The organism is Burkholderia seminalis (genome assembly GCF_001718535.1).
GTDB lineage: Bacteria > Pseudomonadota > Gammaproteobacteria > Burkholderiales > Burkholderiaceae > Burkholderia > Burkholderia seminalis.
On the sequence record NZ_CP013400.1, the window covers coordinates 1,592,434 to 1,618,617 of the forward strand.

General features: G+C 68.3%; 20 protein-coding genes. 13 read left to right on the forward strand and 7 right to left on the reverse strand.

Translation table 11 applies throughout. From position 1 onward, the window contains the following. Positions 1–150 precede the first annotated feature (150 nt). Positions 151–1,074, forward strand: coding sequence for a recombination-associated protein RdgC (locus WJ12_RS27830; protein WP_049030612.1), 924 nt, complete (start codon positions 151–153; stop codon positions 1,072–1,074). A 96-nt stretch (positions 1,075–1,170) separates the two neighbouring features. On the opposite strand, the gene WJ12_RS27835 is transcribed toward WJ12_RS27830, so the two are convergent. Together WJ12_RS27835 and WJ12_RS27840 are read right to left on the reverse strand one after the other, a co-directional pair. Beyond that, the gene (locus WJ12_RS27835) at positions 1,171–2,241 is read right to left on the reverse strand and encodes a double zinc ribbon family protein (protein ID WP_034191334.1); all 1,071 of its coding nucleotides are present in this window, start codon (positions 2,239–2,241) and stop codon (positions 1,171–1,173) included. Positions 2,242–2,497: 256 nt separating this feature from the next. After that, entirely contained in the window at positions 2,498–2,899 is a 402-nt protein-coding gene (locus tag WJ12_RS27840) for a hypothetical protein (RefSeq protein ID WP_034191333.1), read from the reverse strand. Between the two features lie 528 nt (positions 2,900–3,427). On the opposite strand from WJ12_RS27840, the gene WJ12_RS27845 reads away from it, so the two are divergent. From WJ12_RS27845 to WJ12_RS27875, 6 genes are read left to right on the forward strand one after another with little or no spacing between them, the layout of a single operon-like run. Continuing rightward, positions 3,428–3,988 carry a GNAT family N-acetyltransferase gene (locus WJ12_RS27845; protein WP_034191332.1) on the forward strand — a complete coding sequence of 187 codons (561 nt, stop codon included), beginning with the start codon at positions 3,428–3,430 and terminating at the stop codon, positions 3,986–3,988. A 58-nt stretch (positions 3,989–4,046) separates the two neighbouring features. Then, positions 4,047–4,994: an ABC transporter substrate-binding protein gene (locus WJ12_RS27850; RefSeq protein WP_034191331.1), complete on the forward strand. Its 948-nt coding sequence runs from the start codon at positions 4,047–4,049 to the stop codon at positions 4,992–4,994. Between the two features lie 52 nt (positions 4,995–5,046). Beyond that, positions 5,047–6,096, forward strand: a complete 1,050-nt coding sequence (locus WJ12_RS27855; RefSeq protein ID WP_059556560.1) for an LLM class flavin-dependent oxidoreductase — start codon at positions 5,047–5,049, stop codon at positions 6,094–6,096. A 7-nt stretch (positions 6,097–6,103) separates the two neighbouring features. Next, a complete protein-coding gene (locus WJ12_RS27860; RefSeq protein WP_034191329.1) occupies positions 6,104–7,456 on the forward strand; it encodes an LLM class flavin-dependent oxidoreductase in 1,353 nt (450 codons plus the stop codon). 59 nt (positions 7,457–7,515) lie between these two features. Then, positions 7,516–9,312 carry an amino acid ABC transporter permease/ATP-binding protein gene (locus WJ12_RS37075; RefSeq protein ID WP_082744612.1) on the forward strand — a complete coding sequence of 599 codons (1,797 nt, stop codon included), beginning with the start codon at positions 7,516–7,518 and terminating at the stop codon, positions 9,310–9,312. Positions 9,313–9,346: 34 nt separating this feature from the next. Next, the gene (locus WJ12_RS27875) at positions 9,347–10,279 is read left to right on the forward strand and encodes an ABC transporter substrate-binding protein (RefSeq protein WP_059556561.1); all 933 of its coding nucleotides are present in this window, start codon (positions 9,347–9,349) and stop codon (positions 10,277–10,279) included. Between the two features lie 70 nt (positions 10,280–10,349). Here the strand turns inward: WJ12_RS27875 and WJ12_RS27880 are convergent, their stop codons facing one another. Continuing rightward, on the reverse strand, positions 10,350–11,444 hold the full coding sequence (locus WJ12_RS27880; RefSeq protein ID WP_059556562.1) for an LLM class flavin-dependent oxidoreductase: 1,095 nt from the start codon (positions 11,442–11,444) through the stop codon (positions 10,350–10,352). Between the two features lie 61 nt (positions 11,445–11,505). Then, positions 11,506–12,453: an ABC transporter substrate-binding protein gene (locus WJ12_RS27885; RefSeq protein ID WP_034191326.1), complete on the reverse strand. Its 948-nt coding sequence runs from the start codon at positions 12,451–12,453 to the stop codon at positions 11,506–11,508. 382 nt (positions 12,454–12,835) lie between these two features. Here WJ12_RS27885 and WJ12_RS27890 point away from each other — a divergent pair, with 382 nt between their 5' ends. The 3 genes from WJ12_RS27890 to WJ12_RS27900 all read left to right on the forward strand — a co-directional run bounded on the left by WJ12_RS27890 (position 12,836) and on the right by WJ12_RS27900 (position 16,082). After that, the gene (locus WJ12_RS27890; RefSeq protein WP_049035347.1) at positions 12,836–13,753 is read left to right on the forward strand and encodes an alpha/beta hydrolase family protein; all 918 of its coding nucleotides are present in this window, start codon (positions 12,836–12,838) and stop codon (positions 13,751–13,753) included. Then, positions 13,750–14,181: a MarR family winged helix-turn-helix transcriptional regulator gene (locus WJ12_RS27895; protein WP_059556563.1), complete on the forward strand. Its 432-nt coding sequence runs from the start codon at positions 13,750–13,752 to the stop codon at positions 14,179–14,181. The genes WJ12_RS27890 and WJ12_RS27895 overlap by 4 nt, the downstream gene beginning before the upstream one ends. A gap of 455 nt (positions 14,182–14,636) precedes the next feature. Then, positions 14,637–16,082, forward strand: a complete 1,446-nt coding sequence (locus WJ12_RS27900) for a sialidase family protein (protein WP_034191323.1) — start codon at positions 14,637–14,639, stop codon at positions 16,080–16,082. 69 nt (positions 16,083–16,151) lie between these two features. Here the strand turns inward: WJ12_RS27900 and adhP are convergent, their stop codons facing one another. After that, positions 16,152–17,180 carry an alcohol dehydrogenase AdhP gene (gene adhP / locus WJ12_RS27905; protein WP_059556564.1) on the reverse strand — a complete coding sequence of 343 codons (1,029 nt, stop codon included), beginning with the start codon at positions 17,178–17,180 and terminating at the stop codon, positions 16,152–16,154. 401 nt (positions 17,181–17,581) lie between these two features. On the opposite strand from adhP, the gene WJ12_RS27910 reads away from it, so the two are divergent. The 3 genes from WJ12_RS27910 (at position 17,582) to otsA (ending at position 23,567) form a co-directional block, all read left to right on the forward strand. Further along, positions 17,582–19,660 carry a TonB-dependent receptor gene (locus tag WJ12_RS27910; RefSeq protein ID WP_226103902.1) on the forward strand — a complete coding sequence of 693 codons (2,079 nt, stop codon included), beginning with the start codon at positions 17,582–17,584 and terminating at the stop codon, positions 19,658–19,660. 459 nt (positions 19,661–20,119) lie between these two features. Then, positions 20,120–21,739: a methyl-accepting chemotaxis protein gene (locus tag WJ12_RS27915; RefSeq protein WP_082744613.1), complete on the forward strand. Its 1,620-nt coding sequence runs from the start codon at positions 20,120–20,122 to the stop codon at positions 21,737–21,739. A gap of 421 nt (positions 21,740–22,160) precedes the next feature. Beyond that, positions 22,161–23,567, forward strand: coding sequence for an alpha,alpha-trehalose-phosphate synthase (UDP-forming) (gene otsA / locus WJ12_RS27920; RefSeq protein WP_034191319.1), 1,407 nt, complete (start codon positions 22,161–22,163; stop codon positions 23,565–23,567). A 15-nt stretch (positions 23,568–23,582) separates the two neighbouring features. Here otsA and WJ12_RS27925 read toward each other — a convergent pair whose 3' ends face one another. Both WJ12_RS27925 and ftsH read right to left on the reverse strand, forming a co-directional pair. Next, entirely contained in the window at positions 23,583–24,050 is a 468-nt protein-coding gene (locus tag WJ12_RS27925; protein ID WP_059556567.1) for an OsmC family protein, read from the reverse strand. A gap of 85 nt (positions 24,051–24,135) precedes the next feature. Further along, positions 24,136–26,109 (reverse strand): ATP-dependent zinc metalloprotease FtsH, encoded by a 1,974-nt coding sequence (gene ftsH / locus WJ12_RS27930; protein WP_059556568.1) that lies wholly within the window; start codon positions 26,107–26,109, stop codon positions 24,136–24,138. Positions 26,110–26,184: the final 75 nt, after the last annotated feature.

Sequence of the window (26,184 nt, forward strand, 5' to 3'; positions counted from 1 at the left end):
GGCCGACGCAGAAGCCCATATCGCCCAGCGGCACTGCCCTCGTCAGCTTCGCGCCGGCCGACGGCCGTCATTTCCGTCGAGGGCGATGACGGCTACTCACTGCTGAAGCCGTCCCTGTCATATAGAATGACGCGCTTTGCCCGTACACCTATGTGGTTCAAGAACCTTCAGCTTCATCGTCTTCCGGCGCCCTGGGCCGTTACCCCCGATCAGATGGAAAAATGGCTGGCGCCCCACGCGTTCCAGCCGGCCAACAGCCTCGAGATGCAGCGCCACGGCTGGGCGTCGCCGCGTGACGACGGCGCGCTCGTGTATTCGATCAACCGGCAGATGCTGCTGGTGTTTCGCGCCGAAAAGAAGCTGCTCCCGGCATCCGTCGTCAACCAGGTGACCAAGGCGCGGGCGCTTGAAGTCGAGGAACAGCAGGGCTTCAAGGTCGGGCGAAAGCAGATGCGCGAACTCAAGGAGCAGGTCACCGACGAGCTGCTGCCGCGCGCGTTCACCATTCGCCGCGACACCCGCGTGTGGATCGATACGGCGAACGGCTGGCTCGTCATCGATGCGGCAGCACAGGCGCTCGCCGACGACGTGCGCGGCCTGCTCGTCAAATCGATCGATCAGTTGCCGCTCGCCGGCGTTCAGGTGGCGCTGTCGCCGGTCGCCGCGATGACGGATTGGCTGCTGTCGGGGGACGCGCCGGGCGGATTCACCGTGGACCAGGACGCCGAGCTGCGCTCGACCGGCGAAGGCGGCGCCACCGTGCGATACGTCGGCCACGCGCTGGAAACGAACGACATGCGCCGGCACATCGAGGCCGGCAAGCAGTGCATGCGCCTCGCGATGACCTGGAACGACAGGATCTCGTTCGTGCTGACACCGTCGCTGACGATCAAGCGTGTCACGCCGCTCGACGTGATCAAGGAAGCCGCGGATCCCACTGCCCAGAACGACGACGAACGCTTCGACTCGGACGTCGCGCTGATGACCGGTGAACTCGCGCGGATGTTGACCGATCTCGTCGATATCCTGGGTGGCGATCAGCAGGACGCGATTCAACGGGCGGCCGCGGCCTGAACGCCGTCGCGGGGCGACGCTCGTCGGCCGCGCGCCGAAGCAGCCGCCGGCCGGCGTCGGCGCCGCTGCGATTGCGGGTTGCCCGCACGCCGGCCGTCAATCGGACGACGCCGGCGACGCGTTTCCCTGCGGCGCACCGCACTGATGACAATGCGGGAAGAAATAGAAATTCCGGCCGCCGCATCCGCATACGTTGAAGAGCCGTAATCCGCAATGCACGCAGAACGTGGCATCGTCGCCGCCGAGATTCCATTGCTTGTCGCATGACGGGCAGCGCTTTTTCTCGAGCGAGCGAACGGCCTTTTCGTATCCGATCGTCCGTGCACGTTCCCCCTGGTCCTGCTGCAGTTCGAGCCGCTTGCGTTCGGCATAACGCTGAAAGGCCTTCATCATGTAGAGGCCGGCGAATACCGTGAGCACAATGCCGACCAGGACCCGGACGTAGCCACCGAAATTCGGCAGGTACGGGACCAGTTCGATGAAAAACGCGCTCAGCGCGAACAGGCCGAAACCATAGACGAAAGGCCAATAGCGCGCGTTGCGGTAGCGGATGAACAACCCGATCGCGATCAGCAGGATCGGCAGCGTCAGCGCCAGCCGCAGTCCGAACACCTGCAACTCGTAATGCCGGGTCGCCGCGTCGAAGCGTTTTTCGGCTGCGGCGTCCGCGTCGGCGATCTGCGTGTCGACTTCAGTCTGCCGCGATGCCAGTGCCCGTTGCTGGTCGCCGATCGCGTCGATCTGATGCTGCCAGTTGGTCACCACCGCCTGGAGCGTATCGAGCTTGCGGGTTCTCGCCAGAATGTCCGGGTCCCTCGCACTGTCTCCCGTCGCCGAGCGGGTTGCCAGCCAGTTGCGGAAGCTTTCCTTCTCGGCCGCGTACGCCTTCGCGGCGCGGCCGCGCGCCACTTCCATCGTGCTCGCCTGCTCGGCGAGCGCGTCGCGCCGGGCCTGCAGATCGCGCCGCGCCGCGTCCAGGCGCGCTTTCGTCGGCGCATCGGCGAATTGCTCGATGACGGGCGGCCCGCCGCTCGGGGCGAACGCCATGTCGCGAATCACGAGACTGCCGAGCATGTTCAGAAAAACGGCGAAGACGATTGCAATCACCCATGAAGCGAGTCGCAGCAGCCGCGCTGGACGGGTCAGGCCGTCGCTCGAAATCCTCATTGTTTTGCCCTTGTTGGAATGGTCATGACCGGATTTGAGTCAGCCCTTTCGGCTGCGCCGGTATTGCCGCCACGTCTTGACAGGGACGGACGGCACGCGCGCTGGCCGATCATCCGCGCGCGACGGCCATTGAAGAATATCGCATGTTCAAGCGGCCCCTGAACGCCGTTCGGACCGGCACGGCAGCCAGGTACCCGTGTCGTCAGGTCGGCGCCGCTCCGCTCGGCCGGGCAGGTTCGGCATGCCGGCGCGCAAGCTATCCGAAAACGCGCGCCCAAATCGCACGAAGGCGTCGCGCGCGGTCTTCGAGGAGATAGGAGGCTGCCAGCGCCAAGAGCCCTGAAACGACGCCCGTCAGGATGTGCTCGACATAGGGGATGCGGTAGTGACTCGTGTGCGAATACGCGTCGCCCAGCGTCGTCAGGATGCCGACGACCAGCGCGTTGCCGAATCGGTGCGCGTAGAGTTTCGCCGCGGGCGTGAAAGTCAGGAGGACGGCCAGGAGTCCGGTAAGCAGGCCGGTATGAAAGGCAATGGTCCAGTGGGCAACGCTCATGATATTGCCCCAACTCCCCGGCATGCAGGTCATGCATGCGCTGGTCGGCTGCCAGAAACGCTGCGCAAACAGTCTGACGCGGTGCTTCCACTCGGATGCCATGATGCATTCCCGTCAATGCCGTTGTCCCGGCCCACGCCACCACACGTATCGTCGAAACGGTTTGTTGACCTTCAAAGAGCTTGCCGCCCTCGTCACGGATGGGTTGGCCGTGCGCCGTAGAAGCCGGGCGATAGCGGGAGCATGGGGCAATACTACCGGCAAGATCGGCGCCCGGAAAGCCGATCGCGGCGAAACGCCACCTGCTCCTGTCGGCAAATCCCCCGCCTTCCTGTTCGTCGGTCACCCGCCAAACGGGCGTGGCTTCGCGCAGCACCCGGTTGCCCCACCCCACGCCGGTTGCGAGCCTTCTGACGCCGCCTGCGAAATCCTTATCGAAATTGCTTCGTTCGCCTTTGCCCGTCCTGCCGCTAACGTGTTCGAAACGGCGGCGGCGCGCCCCCGGCATCGCAGGATGCGCAGCAACCGCCGCCATCACGACAACCGCGCCGCGATAACGGAACAGACCGGACGGGCCGCGTGCCCGCACCCCGCCAGGAACGTCCGCATCGCGCGCCCTTCGCGATGCCCATGGCCACGAACGACCGCATCATCGACACGACGCCGCTCGACGTCCGCGCGCAACCGCTGATCGACGCGCTGATCGACGAGTATTCGACCCGTTACGACGCATACCGCCCGGACAGCCGCGCGTCCGCGCGCGACGAACTCGCGCGCTACCCGGCCGACCTGTTCGCGCCGCCCGAAGGCGCATTCGTCCTGCTGCTGCGCGACGGCGAGACGATCGGCGGCGGCGCGTTCAAGCGCTACGACGCGCAGACCGCCGAACTCAAACGCATCTGGACGCGCACCGACCTGCGCCGCCAAGGCCTCGCGCGACGCATCGTCGAAGCGCTCGAACTGCGCGCCGCGCGGCAGGGCTACCGCCGCCTCTACCTGACCACCGGCTTTCGCCAGCCCGAAGCGTGGGCGCTGTACGACCGCACCGGCTATACGCGGCTGTTCGATGCGTCGATCGACCCGGAAGCGTATTTCCACCTGCGCTTCGGCAAGGATCTCGTCGATCCGTCGCGCACCTCGACGCTCGCCGACCTGTGGGCGCCCGTGCCCGAACCGGTGCTGCCGCGCTGACGGCGCCGCGCCGGACACCTCATTTCTCGCCTTCCGCCTTCCACCACAGGACGTTTTCATGCACCGAGCCGTACCGCTTTCTTCCCGCACCGTGCGCACGCTGGCCGCCGCGCTGATCGGCCTCACCGCCTTCGCTGCCGCGGCAGCCGCCGCGACGTTCGACCTGAGCCCCGAGCAGCGCGGCCGTCCGCGCGGCACGGCCGACGCGGCGGTCGAGCGCGCGGTGCCTGCGTCGTTCAAGTTCGCGGAGCCCGGCACGCTGACGATCGGCATCGCGCCGAGCCTGCCGCCGATCAGCTCGTATGCGACCGACGCGCGCACGGTGATCGGCTTCGACGCCGACATCGGCCAGCTCGTGTCCGACAGCCTCGGCCGCAAGCTGAAGATCGTCGCGCTCGCGTGGGCCGACTGGCCGCTCGCGCTCGAATCGGGGAAAGTCGACGCGGTGATCTCGAACGTGACCGTCACCGAGGAACGCAAGCAGAAGCTTGATTTCTCGACGTATCGCAAGGATCAGGTCGGCTTCTACGTGCGCAACGACAGCAAGATCCAGGCGATCCGCGAGCCGAAGGACGTCGCCGGCCTGCGCATCGTGACCGACGCCGGCACCAACCAGGAAAAGATCCTGCTCGCCTGGGATCGCGAGAACGTCGCGCACGGGCTGAAACCGGTGCAGATCCAGTACTACGACGACCAGGCGATGCGCATCGTCGCCGTGCAGTCGGGCCGGGCCGATGCGGTGTTCAGCGTGAACTCGGTGCTCGCGTACCAGAGCGCGCAGCAAGGCAAGACGCGGCTCGTCGGCGCGATCAGCGGCGGCTGGCCGCGTACGGCCGACATCGCGATCGCGACGCGTCGCGGCAGCGGCCTCGCCGATCCGCTGACCGTCGCGCTGAACGGGCTGATCAAGAACGGCCGCTACCAGCAGGTGCTCGATCGCTGGAACCTCGCGTCCGAAGCGATCGACCAGTCACGCACGAATCCGCCGGGGCTGCCGAAGAGCTGAACACCGCGCGCCACCACAGCCCATCCCCGCTCACGCAGGAACGCCGCCCATCATGTCTTATTCGCTTTCGCTGCTGGACAAGAGTCCGATCGCCGACGGCGCGACCGCCGCCGACGCGCTGCGCTTCACCACCGCACTCGCGCGGCGCGCCGAACAGCTCGGCTACGCGCGTTTCTGGGTCGCCGAGCATCACGGCACACCGGGCTTCGCGAGTTCTGCGCCGGAAATCGTCGTCGCGCACCTGCTCGCGCATACGTCCCGGATCCGGATCGGCTCGGGCGGCGTGATGCTGCAGCACTACAGCCCGTTCAAGGTCGCCGAGACGTTCAAGCTGCTGGCCGCGCTCGCGCCCGGCCGCGTCGATCTCGGCATCGGCAAGGCGCCTGGTGGCCTGCCGCTGACCACACGCGCGCTGCAGTGGTTTCACGACAAGGCGCGCAAGCCCGACTTCGCGGGCCAGCTCGCGGAGCTCGACGCGTTTCTCGGCTGGGGCGTCGCCGAAGATCATCCGCTCGCCGGCGCGGTCGCGATGCCGGTGGCGCCGCAGCCGCCCGAGCGCATCCTGCTCGGCGGCTCGCCGGAGAGCGGTGCGCTCGCCGCGCGCAACGGCTGGCGCTTCTGCTACGCGGGCCATTTCAATGGCGACGATGCGAATCTCGAACGCTCGCTCGATGCATACCGCGGCGCGGGCGGCACGAAGCCGCTCGTCGCGCTGTATGCGGTCGCCGCGCCGACGCGCGACGAAGCCGAGCAACTGATCGGGCCGCTGAAGATCTTCAAGCTGCAGTTCGCGGGCGGGCAGAGCTTCAACCTCGCCAGCGCGCAGGCGGCCGCCGAATTCGCGCGGCAAAGCGGCGCGTCCGACTACCGGATCGACGAACTGCGCCCGACCGTGCTGGCCGATACGCCCGAGCGCATCCACCGCGCGCTCGACGCGTTGAGCCGGCGGCTCGACGTCGATGCATTCGTGATCGATTCGCCGGTGACCGACTACGCGGCGCGGCTCGCGTCGGCCGAATGGCTCGGCGGCGCGCTGTCGGCCACCCCGTTGCGGGCGGCCCTCGCGGCCGACCGCGCCCTCTCCCCTGACCAGAACGCGTGACGCTCCCATGACGACCCGACGATCGATCCCCTTCGGCCTGATGCTGCAAGGCGCAGGCAGCCACATGAACGCATGGCGGCATCCGAGCAACCCGCCGGACGCGAGCATCAACCTCGACTTCGCGATCGGCGTCGCGCGCAAGGCGGAAGCCGCCGGCATCGCGTTCGCGTTCGTCGCGGACGGCCTCTACATCAACGAGAAGTCGATCCCGCACTTCCTGAACCGCTTCGAGCCGCTGACCGTGTTGTCGGCGCTGGCGGTCGCGACGAAGAAGATCGGGCTCGCGGGCACGATCTCGACGTCGTACAGCGAGCCGTTCACGGTCGCGCGCCAGCTCGCGTCGCTCGATGCGATCAGCGGCGGCCGCGCGGGCTGGAACGTCGTGACGACGCCGCTCGAAGGCACCGCGAGGAATTTCGGCAAGGCGCATCCCGATCACGAACTGCGCTACGAGATCGCCGACGAATACCTCGACGTCGTGCAGGGCCTGTGGGACAGCTGGGACGACGACGCATTCGTGCGCGACCGCGCGACCGGCCGTTTCTTCGATCGCGACAAGCTCCACACGCTCAACCACCACGGCCGCTTCTTCCAGGTCGCGGGGCCGCTGAACATCCAGCGCTCGCCACAGGGGCAGCCGGTGATCTTCCAGGCCGGCTCGTCCGACACCGGGATCGGACTCGCGGGCAAGTACGCGGACGCCGTGTTCACGCATTCGCCGTCGATCGAGGAAACGGCCGCGTTCACGCGGCGCGTGAAGCAGAGCGCGATCGAGCACGGGCGGCAAGCCGGCGACGTGAAGATCTTCCCCGGCGTCGGGCCGATCGTCGGCCGCACGGCCGCCGAGGCGGAAGACAAATACCAGGCGATCCGCGACCTGCTGACGATCGACGAGGCGCTCGCGTACCTCGGCCGCTATTTCGATCACCACGACTTCACGCAGTACGCGCTCGACGCGCCGTTCCCGGAACTCGGCGACCTCGGCCGCAACAGCTTCCGCTCGACCACCGACCGGATCAAGGCCGACGCGAAGCGGAAAGGCCTGTCGCTGCGCGAAACCGCGCTCGCGGTCGCCACGCCGCGCCCGAACTTCATCGGCACGGCCGAGCATGTCGCCGACGAACTGATCCGCTGGCACGATGCAGGCGCCGGCGACGGCTTCATCCTCGGTTTTCCGGTGCAGGCGCAGGGCGTCGACGATTTCGTCGAACTCGTGATTCCGGTGCTCGAGGCGCGCGGCCGCTACAGCCGCGACCTGCCCGGCGCGACGCTGCGCGACCACCTCGGCCTGCCGCGCAAGGCTAGCCGCCATGCGGCGCCCGGCGCGCCGCACGAAACGGCGGCCGAAGCGCACGCCTGACGCCGCCGCGCCGCCCGTGCGCGGCGCGCCTGCCCGACGACTCGAGGATTTCCAACGACATGAGCGACACGACCCATCTCGGCGGCGCACTGCCGCCGCTCTCTTCCCCCGGCGCGCGCGACGCCGGCACGCGTTTGCGGATCGTGCCCGCGCGCCACCGGTCGCGCACGGCCGGCACCGTGCTCGCGCTGGTGCTGATCGCGATCGCGCTGCATTCGATACTCGGCAATCCGCAATGGGGCTGGCCGGTGTTCGCCGAATGGTTCCTGTCGCCGCCGGTGCTGTCGGGGCTCGCGCGCACGCTGCTGCTGACGCTGCTGGGTGCGGTGTTCGGCTTCGCGCTCGGCGCGTTCGTCGCGCTGGCCCGGCTGTCGCGTTCGCGCCTGCTGTCCGCCAGCGCCTGGACCTTCGTGTGGCTGTTCCGCTCGATTCCGCTGATCGTGCTGCTGCTGATCCTGAACAACCTCGGCTACCTGTACGAACACGTGCGGCTCGGCGTGCCGTTCACCGACATCGTGTGGTTCGAGGCGCCGACCACCGACCTGATCAGCCCGTTCCTCGCGGCCGTGCTCGGCCTCACGCTGAACCACGCGGCCTTTTCCGCGGAAGTGATACGCGGCGGCATTCTCGCGGTCGACCAGGGGCAGCTCGAGGCAGCGGCCGCGCTCGGGCTGCCGCGCGGCCGCCAGACCACACGGATCGTGCTGCCGCAGGCGATGCGCGCGATCCTGCCGACCGCGTTCAACGACCTGATCTCGCTCGCGAAAGGCACGTCGATGGTGTACGTGCTCGCGATGCCGGAGCTGTTCTACACGGTGCAGGTGATCTACCGCCGCAATCTCGAAGTGATTCCGCTGCTGATGGTCGCGACCGTCTGGTACCTGATCATCCTGACCGTGCTGTCGGCGATCCAGGTGCAGGTCGAGCGGCACTATGCGCGCGGTGCGCTGCGCAATCCGCCGCCGTCCGTGCTCACGTTCGCGCTCGCGCGCATCGGCGTGCTGTGGCGGCGTGCCGCGGCGCGCCGCGCGGCGGCGATCGCGCCGGCCGCAAGCGATACCCGCGACGATGCCGCTGCCGACGCCGCGCCGCGCACCGGCGGCGAAGTGGCCGTGCACGGTGTATCGAAGCAGTTCGGCATGCAGCGCGTGCTCGACAACGTGTCGTTCGTCGCGCCGCGCGGCAGCGTGACCGCGATCGTCGGGCCGTCCGGCTCAGGCAAGTCGACGCTGTTGCGCACGATCAACCATCTCGAACGCGTCGACGACGGCTACATCGACATCGACGGCGAACTGATCGGCTATCGCCGCGACGGCGACGTGCTCCACGAGCTGAAGGAGCGCGATGTGCTGAAGCGGCGCACGGCCGTCGGCATGGTGTTCCAGAACTTCAACCTGTTCCCGCACCTGACGGTGCTCGAGAACCTGATCGAAGCGCCGGTTGCTGTCGGCGGCGTCACGCGCGACGATGCCGAACGCACCGCGCGCACGCTGCTCGCGCGCGTCGGCCTCGCCGACAAGGCCGATGCGTACCCGCGCCAGTTGTCGGGCGGCCAGCAGCAGCGCGTCGCGATCGCGCGGGCGCTCGCGTTGCGTCCGAAGGTGCTGCTGTTCGACGAACCGACGTCGGCGCTCGATCCCGAACTCGTCAACGAAGTGCTCGACGTGATCAAGGAACTCGCACGCTCGGGCACGACGCTCGTGATCGTCACGCACGAGATCGGCTTCGCGCGCGAAGTCGCCGACAACGTGCTGTTCATGGAGCGCGGGCGCATCGTCGAGGCCGGACCGCCGGCCGCCGTGCTCGATGCGCCGGCCCATCCGCGCACACGCGCGTTCCTGTCGCGGGTGCTGTGATGCGCGCCGCGTCCCCCCTGCAAGGAGCCGCACGATGACCGACCGGCGCCAGTTCATCACCGCCGCGCTGGCCGCGGCGACCGTCCTGCCGTGGCAGGCCGCGCACGCGGCGGCGGCCACCGCCGATCTCGACCCGCGCCAGGCCGGCCGCCTGCGCGCGGACCGCGACGACGCGGCGATCCGCGCGGCGGCCGCCTACCGCTGGGTGCGCGACGGCGCATTCACGGTCGCGATTTCGCCGCACGCGCCGCCCGTGTCGACCTACGCGACCGACGCGCGCACCGTGGTCGGCGCCGATCCCGATTACGCGCAGCTCGTCGCCGACGCGCTCGGCCGCACGCTCGTGCTGGTGCCGATCGCCTGGGCCGACTGGCCGCTCGGGCTGACGTCCGGCAAGTACGACGCGGTGATCTCGAATGTGGGCGTGACCGAGAAGCGCAAGGAGAAATACGACTTCACGACCTACCGGCTCGGGCTGCACGGCTTCTACGTGCGCACCGGCAGCCCGATCGCGAAGATCGCCGAGCCGAAGGACGTCGCGGGCCTGCGGATCATCACCGGCGCCGGCACGAGCCAGGAGCGCATCCTGCTCGAATGGAGCAAGCGCAACGTCGCGCAGGGGCTGAAGCCGGCCGAACTGCTCTACTTCGACGACGATGCGACGGCGCGCGTCGCGCTGCTGTCGGGCCGCGCCGATGCGGAGCTGAACCCGAACGCGTCGCTCGCGTACGAGGCCGCGCGCAGCGGCAAGATCCGCCGCGTCGGCGTTGTCAATGCGGGCTGGCCGGCCAATGCCGATGTCGCGATCGCGACGCGTCGCGGCAGCGGGCTCGCACCGGCGCTGACGCTCGCGACGAATGCGCTGATCGGCAGCGGTCGTTACGGGCAGGCGCTCGCGCGTTGGGGGTTGCAGAGCGAGGCGATCGCGCGCGCGGAAACCAATCCGCCGGGGTTGCCGTCGTTCTGAACCGCCCATGCAATCGCCCCGGCATGCCGCGAGGGACCTGCCGGGGCGATTCGACGTGCGGGCTGTTCGTCTATGCCGGCACGGCTGCCTGATGCCGGTCGAGTTCCGCAACATGCGCGTGAATCGCCGGAATCAGGTCGCGCCCGTAGGCCAGCGCATCGTCGAGCGGATCGAACCCGCGAATCAGGAACGTCGACACGCCGAGCCGGTAATACGCGCCCAGCGCCCGCGCGACCTGTTCCGGCGTGCCGACCAGCGCGGTCGAATTCCAGCGCGCGCCGGTCAGGTTCGCGACCCCCATCCACAACCGCTCGTCGAGCACGTCGCCCTGTGCGGCCGCTGCCATCAGCCGCTGCGAGCCCGCATTCTGCGGCGCATGCCCGGCAATCGGCTGGCCGTTCGCGACCCGCGCCGCGCGCACGCGCGCGCGGATCGCCTCGGCCTTCTCCCAGGCGGCCGCCTCGGTATCGGCAACGATCGGCCGGAACGACACGCTGATACGCGGCGCACGCCCGAACGGCGCGGCGGCGGCCCGCACGCGCGCGATCTGCTCGCGCACCGCTTCGAGCGGCTCGCCCCAGGTCATGTAGACGTCCGCATGCTCGCCCGCGACCGCCAGCGCGGCCGGCGACGACCCGCCGAAATAGATCGGCACATGCGGCCGCTGCGTGCCCTTCACGAGCGGCGACGCGCCGCGCAGCCGGTAGAACGTGCCGTCGTGATCGACCGGCGCGTCGGCCAGCCAGATCCGCTTCAGCACGTCGAGATATTCGCCGGTGCGGCGGTAGCGCGCATCGTGCGGCACGAAATCGCCGTCGCGCTGCAGGTCCGCGTCGTCGCCGCCCGACACGACATTCAGCGCCAGCCGGCCGCCGCTGAACACGTCGAGCGTCGCGATCTGCCGCGCGGCGGCCGACGGCACGATCACGCCCGGCCGATGCGCGAGCAGGATGCGGATGCGCTCGGTCGCGGCGGCCGCGAACGACGCGACGATGAAGCCGTCCGCCGCGTTGCTGAAATGGCCGACCAGGATCTGGTCGAAGCCGGCCGCCTCGTGCGCCTGCGCGAAGCGGCGCACGTAATCGGGCTGGACGGCCGCGCCGCCCGGTACGTCGACCTCCGCGCCGGGCGTCGCGGTGATCATGCCGATGATGTCGACTGGCATGTCGGAATGTCCTTGGGTGGATCGATCGGGAATCGGGAAAATCGCCGGAATGGCCGCACGGTCACTGCGCGGCGGCCGTCTTCTGCGCGGGCACCGCGAATGCGCCCGCATACGAGCGGTCGAGCAGTTTCGACGTGTCGTACGCGACCGGAATCACGCCGGCCTTGTGCAGGAAGTCGGCGGTATTCTGCGCGTCCTTCGCGGCCGTTTCGTCGACCGGGCCGACGCGCTGCTTCGCGTTGTTCAGCCAGCGGTACGCGACGTCCGGTTCGAGCTTCGCGCGCTTGGCCCACAGGTCCGCGTACTCGCGCGGATGGCTGTCGACCCACTGACGCGCGGCCACCACGCGCCGCAGGAAGTCGGTGATCTCGGCGCGCTTGCCCGATGCGGCCTGCTCGTTCGCGGCGACGAAACTCAGCGCGGGCATCAACCCCTGCGCGGTCGTCACCGTCCGCGCGCCTTGCCGCAGCGCGAGGGTGCTGACGAACGGCTCCCACAGCGACACGGCGTCGACCGAGCCGTTCGCGAGCGCGTTGGTCGCATCGATCGGCATCAGGTACGCGTACTTGACCGAATCGGCGCGCAGGCCCGCGTGTTCGAGCGCGCGCAGCACGAGCTGCTGGCTCCACGCGCCGCGCCAGACGGCGATGGTCTTGCCCTGCAGGTCGGCCACGGTGCGCACGGGCGAATCCTTCGGCACGAGGATCGCGACGCCGTCGAGGCTTTGCCGCGATACCGCGACGACCTTGACCGGCGCGCCGCGCGCGGCCAGCGTCAGCAGCGCGGAATCGCCGAGGAAGCCGACGTCGATCGCATTGCCGTTCAGGCTTTCGGCGACGGGAGCGGCGGCCTGGAAGTGCTTCCACTCGATCGTGTAAGGCAGGTCCTTCAGCACGCCGGACGCCTCCATCGACGCCTGGATGTTGAAGTAGTTCTGTTCACCGACGCGCAGCGTGACGGTGTCCTTGGCAAAGCCCGGCTGGGCGGCAAGCGCCAGCAAGAGCGCCATGACGATTCGGCTCGACAACGTGATCTCCCGGAAGGTTGGCAGGCGGCCCCGCGAAGGCGGCGCCGCGTCGTCCGCCGAGTGCAACGAAAGGCGGACCGGATGAAACCGGTGACGATACGTCGATCTGCTTTATGAGACAAACGCAATATTCTGCTTTGTAAAGATGCAAATATTTTATGAAGCGAGTGCAATCGCATCGGACTCGCCCCGGACCGCCGCCGTTCGCCGTTCGCCGTTCGCCGTTCGCCGTTCGCCGTCCGCCGGCCGCCGTCCGCCGTCCGCCGTCCGCAGTTCGAATGATTACTCGATAGATATTTCGTGCGCGAAATAAATCCGGGACTATATTTCGTATGCGAAACAACTACCCGGAACGAGCACGGCCATGACCTCCCAACCCATCGAGTTTTCCGCCGCCGACGGCTACACGCTGCGCGGCACGCTGTGGTCGCCGGACGCCGCGCCGCGCGCGCTGGTGCTGATCCATCCGGCAACGGCCGTGCCCGAACGGCTGTATGCGGGCTTCGCGCGCTTCCTGACCGAACGCGGCTTCGCGGCGCTGACCTACAACTACCGCGGCATCGGCGCGTCGCGGCCCGCGCGCCTGGCCGCGCTGCGCTCGCGCATGCGCGACTGGATGGAGCTCGACGTCGGCGCCGCGACCGCATGGGCGCGGCAGGCGTACGAAGGGCTGCCGCTGCTGGCGGTCGGCCACAGTGTCGGCGGGCATGCGATCGGACTGTCCGCCGCGACTCCGCACCTGCGCGCGGCGGTGCTCGTCGCCGCGCATGCGGGCAGCACGCGGCTGATCGCGCGGGCGGCCGAACGCGTGAAGGTGCGGCTGATCCTGCGCGTGCTCGGCCCGCTGACGTCCATGTTGCTCGGCTACGTACCCGGCAAGCGGCTCGGGCTCGGCGAGGATCTGCCGGCCGGCGTGTTCCGCGAATGGAGCCGCTGGACGACGCTGCCGCATTATTTCTTCGACGATCCGACGCTCGGCGCGGCCGAGCGCTTCGCGAAGCAACGGTTGCCGATTCTCGCGCTCGGCTTCGACGACGATCCGTGGGCGAACCCGGCCGCGATCGGCCTGCTGGTAAGCTATCTGACCCGCGCACAGGTCGAACGCCGCCAGATCGATCCGCACGCGGCGGGCAGCGGCCCGGTCGGGCACATGGGCTTCTTTCGCAGCCGGCCCGGCACCGTGCTGTGGCCCGACGTGGCCGACTGGCTCGCGCGGGCACTCGACACGCCGCGCACCGCGGGCCGTCCCTCCCTTTCCATTGCAGCCGGGAACCCAGCTTGAGCGAAGACCGACGACTCTTTTTCATGTTGAACATCGGCCAGCGGCGCGTGCAGCGCTGGATCGACCGCAAGGCCGAAACCGAGACGCGCGCGAGCGCCGCGCAGGCCGGCGCGCTGTTCTGTCTCGCGAAGCAGGACGGCGCGCTGATCGGCGAAGTCGGCGCCGCGCTGCAACTCGCGCCGTCCGCGATGACGGGCCTCGCCGACCGCATGGCAAAGGCCGGCCTCATCGCGCGTCACGCCGACTCGGACGACGGCCGAGCAACGCGGCTGTACCTGACCGACGACGGCCACGCAGCGCTCAAGCGCGCGCGCGTGCTGCTGCGCGAACTGAACGGCAAGCTGTGCGACGGGTTTTCCAACGACGAACTCGATGTCGTCGCCCGCTGGCTGCACGCGTTGCAGGACCGGTTTCCGGCCGAGCGCTGAACGGCGCGCTCCCCGTCCGTCACCGGGCCGCACCGGCATCAATCGAAGCAATTGCGATTCGCGTTATCGATTCGATTTCCATGCCGTCGCGACGGCAAATTTTGCGTGGCCGGCACACACCGCCGGCAACGCTTTCCGGCTACTTACTGTTACAAAAAACTGCCTGTCGGGCGGCATTCGAATCACCTACATTGCAATCCACCTCGACACATTCGTCGCATGCCCGGACCGGCCTTCCCGCCGAGTCGACCTCCCAGGCACACCCGACAAGCAATGAAAATGAAGAGGAGTCTTAACCGATGTGCTGGCGGATTCCAGCGCACGCGGATCGCGATGACTGAAGCGGCATCCTGAACGGCACGCAGCGGCGGGCGCGGCACGATTCGCCGCGCCCCGGCTCGCGTGGCCGTGCGCGCGCCATCTCGTCGCCACCGCCCGTCAACGAGGAGCAGTCCATGCGACGCACGATCGTGTCCCCTTCGCTTGTCACCCGCCTGTCCGCCGCGATGGCGATGGCCGCCGCTGCCGCGGCGCACGCCGAGCCTGTCGTCGTGTCCGGCCCGAGCCCGTTCGTCGCGTGCACCATCGGCGGCCCCGGCACCAACTACGTGAATGCCGAAGTCGAGCCGTGGCTCGCGGTCAACCCCGCGAACCCGACGAACATGATCGGCGTGTGGCAGCAGGACCGCTGGTCGAACGGCGGCGCCCACGGGCTCGTCGCCGGCTACACGTTCGACGCGGGCGCGACCTGGGCCCGCACGCCGCAGCCGTTCAGCGCATGCGCGCCGGGCGGGCTGAAGTACGAGCGCGCGTCCGATCCGTGGGTATCGTTCGGGCCGGACGGCACCGCGTATTCGGTATCGATCTCGTTCAACCAGTCGAACAACGCCAACGCGGTGGCCGCGTCGGTATCGACCGACGGCGGACAGACGTGGAGCAGCCCGGCCGTGCTGATCGCGAACGACGAGCCGACGACGCAGTTCTTCAACGACAAGGAATCGGTGACGGCGAACCCCGTGAAGGCCGGCACCGCCTATGCGGTATGGGACCGCCTCGAGCTGCCGAACGGCAACCCGTACGCGAACCTGCATACGCAGGCGTTCCGCGGACCGACGCTGTTCTCGAAGACGACCGACGGCGGCAAGACATGGAGCGCCGCGAAAGTCATCGTCAACGTGCCGTCGCGTCAGCAGACGATCGGCAACCAGATCGTCGTCGATCCGAAGAGCGGCACGCTCTACGACTTCTTCGACCTGATCCAGCCGCCGTTCAGCAAGGCCGCCGGCAAGGTCGCGTTCATCCAGTCGAGCGACGACGGCGCGACGTGGACGAAGCCACGGGTGATCGCGGGGCTGCAGACGGTCGGCGTCACCGACCCGAACACCGGCGAGCCCGTGCGCACCGGCGACATCATTCCGGAACCCGCGATCGATCCGGCCTCGGGGCAGCTCTACGTGGTGTGGCAGGACAGCCGCTTCAACGGCGGCAAGTACGACGAGATCGCCGTCTCGACGTCGAAGGACGGCGGCGCGACGTGGAGCACGCCGCAGCAGTTGAACACGCCGACCGGGCGCCCCGCGTTCAATCCGTCGGTGCGCGTCGACAACACGGGCGCCGTGATGGTCACCTACTACGACTTCCGCGATCTGCAGGCCGGCAACACGACGACGCTGCCGACCGGCTTCTGGCGCAAGATCTCGCATGACGGCGGCACGACGTTCGCCGACGAGCGGCGCGTCGGCGGCCCGTTCGACATGAAGCTCGCCCCCAACGCCGAAGGATTCTTCATCGGCGACTACCAGGGGCTCGACGTGCTCCCGTCATCGTCGTTCCACCCGTTCTTCGTGCAGACCAACGCGGGCAACCTGACGAACCGCACCGACGTGTTCTTCGCACCGTGATGCGAGGCTGACCGCCGCGCCGCCGCACGATGCCGGTCGGCGCGCGGCGGCACGCGCAGGGTCACGGCCTCACTGCATGTCGGTCAGCACGATGCGTCCGTCGACCTTTCCTTCCCGCAGCTTCGCGAATACGTCGTTGATGTTGGCGAGCCGGTCGCGGTGGATGTGCGCGCGCACCAGGCCATCCGCCGCGAAATCGAGCGACTCCTGCAGATCGCGCCGCGTGCCGACGATCGACCCGCGCACGGTGATGCCGTTCAGCACGGTCGAGAAGATCGGCAACGGGAAATCGCCCGGCGGCAACCCGTTGAGCGCCACCGTGCCGCCGCGCCGGACCATCCCCAGCGCCTGCGCGAACGCGCTGCGCGACACGGCCGTGACGAGCACGCCGTGCGCGCCGCCGATTTCCTTCTGGATCACTTTCGCGGGGTCGTCGACCGACGCATCGATCGTCAGCTGCGCGCCCAGTTGCCGTGCCAGCGCGAGCTTGTCGGGCGAGATGTCGACGGCCGCGACGTGCAGGCCCATCGCACGCGCGTATTGCACGGCCACGTGCCCGAGACCGCCGATGCCGGAGATCGCCAGCCACTGGCCCGGGCGCGTATCGGTGACGCGAATGCCCTTGTAGACCGTGACGCCTGCACACAGGATCGGCGCGATCTCGTCGAATGCCACCTGCGCGGGCAACTGGCCGACGTAATCGGGATCGGCCAGCACGTATTCCGCGTAGCTGCCGTTCACCGAATAACCGGTGTTCTGCTGGCCGTGGCACAGCGTTTCCCAGCCCGTGCAGCAGTACTCGCAATGGCCGCATGCCGTGTAGAGCCACGGTACGCCGACGCGGTCGCCCTCGCGCACGTGCGTGACGCCCGCGCCGACCGCGGCAACGATGCCCACGCCTTCATGGCCCGGAATGAACGGCAGCGACGGCTTGACCGGCCAGTCGCCGTCCGCCGCGTGCAGATCGGTATGGCAGACACCCGACGCCTTGATGTTGACGAGAATCCGGCCGGGCCCCGGCGCAGGGATCGGGACTTCCTCGATGCGCAACGGCTCGCCGAACGCGTGTACCACGGCCGCTTTCATGGTCTGGGTCATGCGTTGCTCCTGTCTGGTCGATGAGCGACCCAGTATCCGGTTTCGGCGTCGGAGCACGTTGATGCGGGTCAACGCATCGGGACGGATGCGTCGACCGGCGCGGATTCGCCACGGTCGCGGCGGGGACGAAGCTCGCAGCGGCGGACACCGCCCGCTCGCCGCCGCCCTCCCGGCGATCGGGCTGAAGCCCCGCGACGACAGCCGTTCAGCTTGGATTTTGTAATGATATAACATATCATTTCGCGAACTCGTCCGCCCGACGCTATCCCGCGTTGAGCGACCGGGCCTCGTCGAGCCATGTTTCAACGGGTCACTGCGCGTCATTGACGCAACAATATATCGTATCCAGTCGTGATCCGCATCGCTCGTTATCCGATCCGATTCCAACCGATTCACCGACCATGCGCGACCTCCCTCGCTTACCGCTTCGCCCGCTCTCGTCCCTGTCGCTGATGGTGTTCGCCGCCGTCGCCCACGCGCAGACCGATGCGCCCGCCTCGTCCGGCACGCCCGCGGCCGCCCCGCTCGCGCCGATCTTCGTGACCGCGAACCCGCTCGGCGACACCGAACTGATCGCGCCCACCGTCCAGCTTTCCGGCGATGCGCTGACGCGCCGCCAGGCCGATTCGCTCGGCGAAACGCTCAACGGGCTGCCCGGCGTGTCGACCACGACTTACGGCCCGATGGTCGGCCGCCCGATCATCCGCGGGATGGACGGCGACCGGATCCGGCTGCTGCAGAACGGCGTCGCGGCCTACGATGCGTCGTCGCTGTCGTACGACCATGCGGTGCCGCAGGATCCGCTGTCGATCGAACGCGTCGAAATCGTGCGCGGCCCGGCCGCGCTCCTGTACGGCGGCAACGCGGTGGGCGGCGTCGTCAACACGATCGACAACCGCATTCCGCGCGAAGCGATCCAGGGCGTGACGGGTGCGCTCGACGCGCGCTACGGCGGCGCGAATTCCGTGCGCGCGGGCGCCGCGCAAGTCGAAGGCGGCAACGGCCGCTTCGCGTTCCACGTCGACGCGTTCGACCGAGAAACCAGCAAGCTGCGGATTCCCGGCTACGCGCGCAGCAGCCAGCAACGCGCGATCGACGGCCCCGACACGCCGCAGCCGGAAGGCAGCGTGCCGAACAGCGACGGACGCGTGCACGGCGGCGCGGTCGGCGCGTCGTACACGTGGGCCGACGGCTTCGCGGGCCTGTCCTATAGCGGCTACGAATCGAACTACGGTTCCGTCGCGGAAAGCGACGTGCGGCTGCGCATGCGCCAGGAACGCCTGGCGCTCGCATCCGAGGTGCGCAACCTGAGCGGGCCGTTTACGAAGCTGAAGTTCGATTTCGCGTACACCGACTATCGCCACAAGGAAGTCGACAACGGCGAGACGGCGACCACCTTCCGCAATCGCGGCTACGAGGCGCGCATCGAGGCGCGGCATCGCAAGATCGGCCCGTTCGAAGGCGCGATCGGCGTGCAGTTCGGCCAGAACACGTTCTCCGCGCTCGGCGACGAAATGCTCGTGCCGTCCACGCGCACCAACAGCGTCGCGCTGTTCGGCCTCGAGGAATGGCAGGTCGTCCCCGCGCTGAAGCTGAGCCTCGGCGGGCGCTTCGAGCACGTGAAGGTCGATCCCGATCCGGCCGGCGTCGAGAAATTCGCGGGCGCGCAACCGCGCGACTTCAACGCGGGCAGCCTGTCCGCCGGCGCGCTGTTCTCGCTGACGCCGGTATGGTCGGTCGCGGCCAACGTCGCGTACACCGAACGCGCGCCGACCTTCTACGAGCTGTATTCGAACGGCCCGCACGATGCGACCGGCCAGTTCCTGATCGGCAACCCGAATGCGTCGAAGGAAAAAGCCGTGTCGACCGACCTGTCGCTGCGCTACGCGAGCGGCCCGAACCGCGGCAGTGTCGGCGTGTTCTACAACCGCTTCTCGAACTACCTGACCGAGTACAACACCGGCCGCGTCGTGGACGACGACGGCGACCCCGTCGCGCCCGGCACCGACGGCTCGCTCAACGAGGCGATCTATCGCGGCGTGCGCGCCGAGTTCTACGGCGTCGAGCTGGACGGCAAGTGGCGCGCGTTCTCGCGGCGCGGCCACACGGTCGACCTCGAACTGACGGCCGACTACACCCACGCGCGCAACGTCGACACGGGCCAGCCGCTGCCGCGCATCGCACCGCTGCGCGCGACGCTCGCGGCCGACTACGGCTACGGGCCGTTCGGCGCGCGCGCGCAGGTCACGCACGCGTGGTCGCAGCATCGCGTGCCGGACAACGATTTTTCGACGGACGGCTATACCTCGCTCGGCGTGATGCTGACCTACAAGTTCCGCGTCGGCCCGACGCACTGGCTCGCGTACCTGCGCGGCGACAACCTGACGAACCAGGACATCCGCTATTCGACGTCGGTCGTGCGCGGCTTCGCGCCCGAAGGCGGGCGCAGCGTGATGGCCGGATTGTGCACCACGTTCTGACCCTCCCAAGGCTCGCGGCGTCCGCCGCGGGCCGCTCCGGCGCGTCTGCAGGGCGCGCCCGTTTCCGTTCACCCGTCCATTGCGCCAATCAAGCGACGCACACCCGGATCGGCGCTCTCCCCGATTTTCCGAAAACGAAATTCCGTTATTCACCCGTAAATCGAATCAAAATCGTCAGACGATTGCAAATAAAATAGAAGTTTCTTGTTTCACCAATAAAACCGGTTTCAAATTCCATGTATAAACCCTTGAATCACGGGCGATCCACGCTTTTTTGATCTGGATCAAGAATCCCCTCCGGACAACGCTTCCAGCGCTAAAAAAACGAATATCAGGGTTTTCGAAGGGTAAAGAATCATCCGGTATACCCGTTAATGCCGGCACGAGCCCGTATCTGGTCGAACAATAAATTCCATTTGCCAACTACTCACGCAGGGGCACAACGTGAAAATCGCCAGAATGAGCATCAAGACAAAACTCCTTGGCGGCTTCGGCCTGCTCGCCGCGGTCGTCGTGATCGTGTCGGGCATGGCCCTCAAGGCACTGTCCGATACGAACGCCGAGTTCTCCCGCTACATGAACGGCATCAGCGCGCGGGCGAACCTGTCCGCGCAAATCCGCACCGCGGTCGACCGTCGCGCGATCGCCGCGCGCAACCTCGTGCTCGTGACCAAGCCGTCCGACGTCGAAGCCGAACTCGCCGAAGTGAACCAGGCGCACAAGGACGTCCAGGAACGTCTCGCGAAGCTCAAGGACATGATGGCGAACGCAACCGATACCTCCGATCGCGCACGCGAACTGGTGGGCGACATCGTGCGCATCGAGGGCAATTACGGGCCCGTCGCGCTGCGCATCGTCGGGCTCGCGCAGGCCGGCAAGAAGGACGAGGCGACCGCCGACATCGACGACAACTGCCGCCCGCTGCTCGCGCAGCTGGTGCGCGCGACCGATGCGTATGCAACCTATACGCATGAACGCGAACTCGCGCTCGCGCAGCAGTTCGCGGACCGCTACGCGATGGAGCGCAACCTGCTGGCCGGCATCTGCCTGATCGCGGTTGCGGTCGCCGTGGCCGGCGGTCTGTGGCTCACACGCAAGATCACGGTGCCGATCGGCTCGGCGGTGGACGTCGCACGCACGGTCGCGAACGGCGATCTCGGTAGCCGCATCGAGGTCAGCGGCAACGACGAAACGCGCGACCTGCTCGACGCGCTGCGAACGATGAACGAGCGGCTGATCGGCATCGTCGGGCGCGTGCGCGATTCGTCGAACAGCATCGCGCACGCGGTGAGCGAGATCGCGTCGGGCAACCTCGACCTGAGCCAGCGCACCGAGGAACAGGCCGCGTCGCTGCAGGAAACCGCCGCGACGATGGAGGAATTCACGTCGACGGTGCGGCTGAACGCGGAGAATGCGCAACAGGCAAGCACGCTCGCCGCGAATGCATCGGACGTCGCGCAGCGCGGCAGTTCGGTGGTCGGCCGCGTGGTCGACACGATGACGGAAATCGGCCAAAGCTCGTCGAAGATCGCCGACATCACGGGCATCATCGAGGGCATCGCCTTCCAGACCAACATCCTTGCGCTGAACGCGGCTGTCGAAGCCGCACGCGCGGGCGAACAGGGTCGCGGCTTCGCGGTCGTCGCGAGCGAGGTGCGCAGTCTCGCGCAACGCTCGTCGACGGCAGCGAAGGAAATCAAGGAGCTGATCTCCGCGTCGGTGCAGACGATCCAGGACGGCTCGGCGCTCGCGGGGGAAGCCGGCAAGACGATGTCCGACGTCACGCAGGCCGTCGCGCGCGTGACGGACATCATGGGCGAGATCGCGGCCGCCTCGGCCGAGCAGAGCCGCGGCATCGACCAGGTGAACCTGACGATCACGCAGATGGACGAGACGACGCAGCAGAACGCGGCGCTCGTCGAGCAGGCCGCGGCCGCATCGAAGTCGCTCGAGGCGCAGGGCCGCGAACTGTCCGAAACGGTCGCCGCATTCCGGATGCCGTCCGGTGCGCATGTGACGTCGCACGGCGTACATGCGCACGAGGCCGACATGCGTCACTGGCAACCGGCCGCCGTGTAACCCGCCGTATAGCCGATACGCCCGGGAGACGACGACGCGCACGCTGTTTCGCGCGTCGCCGGTCCGCGCCGCGCGTTCACGGCACGCATGCGGACGGACGCGCCGCATGGCATGACGCGCGCCGCATGGGCCGTGTCGCGCAAGTTTCGATCCCGCCCGCCTGGTGCGCATGGCCATTCCGCCATCATGGAAATCGCGCTGCATTGCCTCCCGCGCCGCTCGTCGATGGAGACTTTTAAAACGAGCGAATGACGAGTATCCTAAAAAAGAGCACCCTCGACCGGACGGCGAATCGCATGCCCTGACTCCCGCCCGATCGCACTGCGGCCCCATCGCATCGCGCACGGCGCGTCGATGGCGGCGTCAGCTTCTCGCGCCTCGGCCGCACGAACCTTTCCCCCAACAATCGTCAGGAGAGCTGGTGAGCCGACTCGTCGTCGTATCCAATCGCATCGCAGATCCCCGTAAAGCCGCGGCCGGCGGCCTCGCCGTCGCCGTGAAAGACAGCCTGCAGGAAACCGGCGGCGTATGGTTCGGCTGGAGCGGCAGGCTACGCGGCGACGAGGATCAGCCGGCGCACGGCGACGACGTGCAGATCCAGAACGTCGGCGGCATCCAGCTCGCGACGATCGATCTCGATCCGCAGGATTACGACGCTTACTACCTCGGCTACTCGAACAACGTGCTGTGGCCGGTGTTTCACTACCGGCTCGATCTCGCGCAGTTCGACCGGCGCTTCGCCGACGGTTACCGGCGCGTGAACCAGTTGTTCGCGCGCAAGCTGCGCACGCTGCTGCGGCCCGACGACACCATCTGGGTCCACGACTACCAGCTGATTCCGCTCGCGGCCGAGCTGCGCGCGATGGGCTGCACGAACCCGATCGGCTTCTTCCTGCACATCCCGATGCCGCCGCCGCCGATCATGGCCGCGATCCCGGAACACGAATGGCTGATGCGCTCGCTGTTCGCGTACGACCTCGTCGGCTTCCAGACCGAATCGGATCTGCTGCACTTCGAGCATTACGTCGAAGCGGAAGCCGGTGCCGCGCGGCTGCCGGACGGCCGCCTGCGCGCGTTCGGCCGCACGTTGTCGGCCGGGGCATTCCCGATCGGCATCAACGTCGACGAATTCGAATCGCTCGCACGCGATCGCGACGGCCTCGACATGTTCGACCGGATGCGCGACGAATATTCGCGCCGCCAGTTGCTCGTCGGCGTCGACCGGCTCGATTACACGAAGGGATTGCCGCAGCGCGTGCATGCGTTCCGCCAGTTGCTCGAACGATATCCGGAGAACCGCGATCGCGCGACGCTGATCCAGATCGCCGCGCCGAGCCGCGAGAATCTCGGCGCCTACGACGACCTGCGGCGCGAAATGGACAGCCTGTGCGGCGCGATCAACGGCGACTACGGCGAACTCGAATGGATGCCGATGCGCTACATTCACCGCACGGTTGCGCGCAAGCGCCTGCCGGGCCTCTATCGCGCGAGCCGCGTCGCGCTCGTCACGCCGCTGCGCGACGGCATGAACCTCGTCGCGAAGGAGTTCCTCGCCGCACAGGACGCAACCGATCCGGGCGTGCTCGTGCTGTCGCGCTTCGCCGGCGCGGCCGAGCAGCTGAAGCCGGCGCTGCTCGTCAATCCGTACGACACGCAAGGCACCGCGCAGGCGATCCAGCGCGCGCTCACGATGCCGCTCGAAGAGCGCCGCCAGCGTCACTCGGCGCTGATGGCGATCGTGCGCCAGACCGACGTGCACTGGTGGCGCACCCGCTTTCTCGACGCGCTCGCCGAAGCGGCCGAAGTCGCGGCCGCGACCGAATCGTGACGCACTGACACACCGTCACGCCTTGGTCGCCGCGCATTCCAGCGTCGTACCGTTCGCGTCGCACACGTCGGCCGAAATCGGAATGCCCGCGCGCATGCGCTCGGTCACCACGCAATACGCATCGAACTGATCGAGCTCGCGCGTCGCCGCCGCGAGATCGGCCCATGTCCTGCCGATCGACAGCCGCACGTTCATCGCGCCCACGCGCACGCGCCCTGCTTCGTTCCGCACCATGGCGACGTCGATATGCGCGGCAATCGGCTGCGGATCGACGTGCTGCTTGTTCAGCGCGAACAGCAGGCTCGCCGCGAGACAGCTCGCGACCGCCGTGGCCAGCAGCCGGACCGGGTTCGGCCCGCGCCCGTCGCCGAGCGGCGGCGGCTCGTCGGTGAGCACCGGCGACAGCGTCGTGCCGGCAAACCTGACTTCGAAGCAAAAGCGCGCCTGCTGCGCGGCATCGACCGATACGTGCGCCTCGCTCATGGCGGCTCCGTGTCTGGAAAGGGGAACAGGAAGGCCTGCGCATCGCCGCAGCGGCATGCACCGTTCGCGGGCCCGCGACGCGCATTCAGCGTTCGGGTTCGCGCGGCGGCCCGCACGCGACGAAATCGCGCTCGACCGCCGACGCCTGCTCCGGCGCGAGCGCATCGCCGCGCGGTCCGGCGGTGCCGTCGGGCGCCGCTGCCGGCGGCGGCGGTTCGCTGCGCCCGTCGATCAGCGCCTGCAGCGCGTCGCGCTCGAGCACCTCGCATCGCAGCAGCCGTCGCGCGATACGCTCGAGCGCGTCGCGGCGCTCGCCGAGCGTCGCGACCACCCGCGCATGTGCGTCGGCCAGCAACATGCGCACCTCGTCGTCGATCATCCGTGCCGTATGCTCGCTGCAGCGACCCGCGCCTGTCTGCCACGCACCGGGCATGCCCTGGCGCGCCTCGCCGTCGTCGAACGTCGCGAGCCCGATCTTCTCGCTCATCCCGTACTGCATGACCATGTGGCGTGCCATCGCGGTCGCGCGTTCGAGATCGTTCTGCGCGCCGGTCGAGACATCGCCGAACACGAGCTCTTCCGCGACACGCCCGCCGAGCAGCGCGTCGATCCGGTCGAGCAGCTCGCTCCGGCGCAGCACGTAGCGATCCTCGGTCGGCACTTGCTGCGTGTAGCCCAGCGCGGCGACACCGCGCGGAATGATCGACACCTTCTTCACCGGGTCGCAATGCGCGCGGCTTTCCGCGACGAGCGCATGACCGGCTTCGTGATACGCGATGGTCAGCTTCTCCTGCGCGTTCATCACGCGGCTCTTGCGCTCGAGTCCGGTCAGCGCGCGGTCGATCGCCTCGTCGAAATCGGCCATGCCGATCGCCGGCTTGCCGAGTTCGGCCGCGTGCAGCGCGGCCTCGTTGACGACGTTCGCGAGATCGGCGCCGACGAAGCCCGGCGTGCGCGACGCGAGTTCGCCGAGGTCGACGTCGGCCGCGAGCTTCACGCGCTTCACGTGCACGCCGAGAATCTGCCGGCGGCCGTTCACGTCGGGCCGGTCGATCGCGATGTGGCGATCGAAGCGGCCCGGCCGCAGCAGCGCGGGATCGAGGATCTCGGGGCGGTTCGTCGCGGCCATGATGATCACGCCCGAGCCTGCCTGGAAGCCGTCCATCTCGACGAGCAGCTGGTTGAGCGTCTGCTCGCGCTCGTCGTTGCCCGACATCGGGCCGACGCCGCGCACCTTGCCGAGCGCATCGAGCTCGTCGACGAATACGATGCACGGCGCCTTCTGCTGCGCCTGCTCGAACAGGTCGCGCACGCGCGCCGCGCCCACGCCGACGAACATCTCGACGAACGCCGACCCGCTGATCGAGAAGAACGGCACGGCCGCCTCGCCGGCCACCGCGCGCGCAAGCAGCGTCTTGCCCGTGCCCGGCGCGCCGACGATCAGCACGCCCTTCGGGATCTTGCCGCCGAGCCGCTGGTAGCGATCGGGATTGCGCAGGAACGCGACGAGCTGCTGCAGCTCGGCCTTCGCCTCGTCGATGCCCGCGATATCGTCGAACGTGATGCCGGTTTCCTGCTGCACGTACACGCGCGCGCGGCTCTTGCCCATCCCCGTGAAGTCCTGCAGCCCGCCGCGCCTGCGCAGCATCATGTTCCACACGAACACGAGCAGCACGAGCGGCAGCAGCCAAGACGCGAGCGCGGCGATCCAGCCCGTGTCGGGCGTGCCGTGATAGCGGATGCCGGCGGCGGTCAGCGTGTCGGTCAGGTGCTCGTCGGTCACGCGGTTGGTCGTGAAGCGCCACGGCGCGCCGGCCTGCTGCACGGCCGCGGCTTCGGATGCCGGCAGCATCGCGCCGGCCCGCGGCATCTTCAGCGTGCCCGAGATCGACGCGGGGCCGACCTCGAGATCGTCGACGAGCCGCGCGGCGACGAGCTTGTGGAAATCGCTGTATGCAATCGGCGCCGACGCCGGATGCAGCATCAGCAACTGCGCAGCGAACAGCACGAAGAAGCCCGCCGCGATCAGCAATCCCGGATAGTCGAATTTCCTGTCCATGACATCGGGCCGGCCTCGTGCGTTGCGCGGCGATCGCTCACGCGGACACGCGCGCGCAACCGGCACGCGGCATCG

What these genes read in the sequence shown, in the direction of transcription:
- ftsH (WP_059556568.1), bottom strand. Translation starts at nt 26,109, where the DNA reads ATGGACAGGAAATTCGACTATCCGGGATTGCTGATCGCGGCGGGCTTC.
- WJ12_RS27890 (WP_049035347.1), top strand. Translation starts at nt 12,836, where the DNA reads ATGACCTCCCAACCCATCGAGTTTTCCGCCGCCGACGGCTACACGCTG.
- WJ12_RS27910 (WP_226103902.1), top strand. Translation starts at nt 17,582, where the DNA reads ATGCGCGACCTCCCTCGCTTACCGCTTCGCCCGCTCTCGTCCCTGTCG.
- adhP (WP_059556564.1), bottom strand. Translation starts at nt 17,180, where the DNA reads ATGACCCAGACCATGAAAGCGGCCGTGGTACACGCGTTCGGCGAGCCG.
- WJ12_RS27880 (WP_059556562.1), bottom strand. Translation starts at nt 11,444, where the DNA reads ATGCCAGTCGACATCATCGGCATGATCACCGCGACGCCCGGCGCGGAG.
- WJ12_RS27855 (WP_059556560.1), top strand. Translation starts at nt 5,047, where the DNA reads ATGTCTTATTCGCTTTCGCTGCTGGACAAGAGTCCGATCGCCGACGGC.
- WJ12_RS37075 (WP_082744612.1), top strand. Translation starts at nt 7,516, where the DNA reads ATGAGCGACACGACCCATCTCGGCGGCGCACTGCCGCCGCTCTCTTCC.
- WJ12_RS27885 (WP_034191326.1), bottom strand. Translation starts at nt 12,453, where the DNA reads ATGGCGCTCTTGCTGGCGCTTGCCGCCCAGCCGGGCTTTGCCAAGGAC.
- WJ12_RS27845 (WP_034191332.1), top strand. Translation starts at nt 3,428, where the DNA reads ATGGCCACGAACGACCGCATCATCGACACGACGCCGCTCGACGTCCGC.
- WJ12_RS27835 (WP_034191334.1), bottom strand. Translation starts at nt 2,241, where the DNA reads ATGAGGATTTCGAGCGACGGCCTGACCCGTCCAGCGCGGCTGCTGCGA.
- WJ12_RS27840 (WP_034191333.1), bottom strand. Translation starts at nt 2,899, where the DNA reads ATGGCATCCGAGTGGAAGCACCGCGTCAGACTGTTTGCGCAGCGTTTC.
- WJ12_RS27860 (WP_034191329.1), top strand. Translation starts at nt 6,104, where the DNA reads ATGACGACCCGACGATCGATCCCCTTCGGCCTGATGCTGCAAGGCGCA.
- WJ12_RS27830 (WP_049030612.1), top strand. Translation starts at nt 151, where the DNA reads ATGTGGTTCAAGAACCTTCAGCTTCATCGTCTTCCGGCGCCCTGGGCC.
- WJ12_RS27915 (WP_082744613.1), top strand. Translation starts at nt 20,120, where the DNA reads ATGAGCATCAAGACAAAACTCCTTGGCGGCTTCGGCCTGCTCGCCGCG.
- WJ12_RS27925 (WP_059556567.1), bottom strand. Translation starts at nt 24,050, where the DNA reads ATGAGCGAGGCGCACGTATCGGTCGATGCCGCGCAGCAGGCGCGCTTT.
- WJ12_RS27900 (WP_034191323.1), top strand. Translation starts at nt 14,637, where the DNA reads ATGCGACGCACGATCGTGTCCCCTTCGCTTGTCACCCGCCTGTCCGCC.
- WJ12_RS27850 (WP_034191331.1), top strand. Translation starts at nt 4,047, where the DNA reads ATGCACCGAGCCGTACCGCTTTCTTCCCGCACCGTGCGCACGCTGGCC.
- WJ12_RS27875 (WP_059556561.1), top strand. Translation starts at nt 9,347, where the DNA reads ATGACCGACCGGCGCCAGTTCATCACCGCCGCGCTGGCCGCGGCGACC.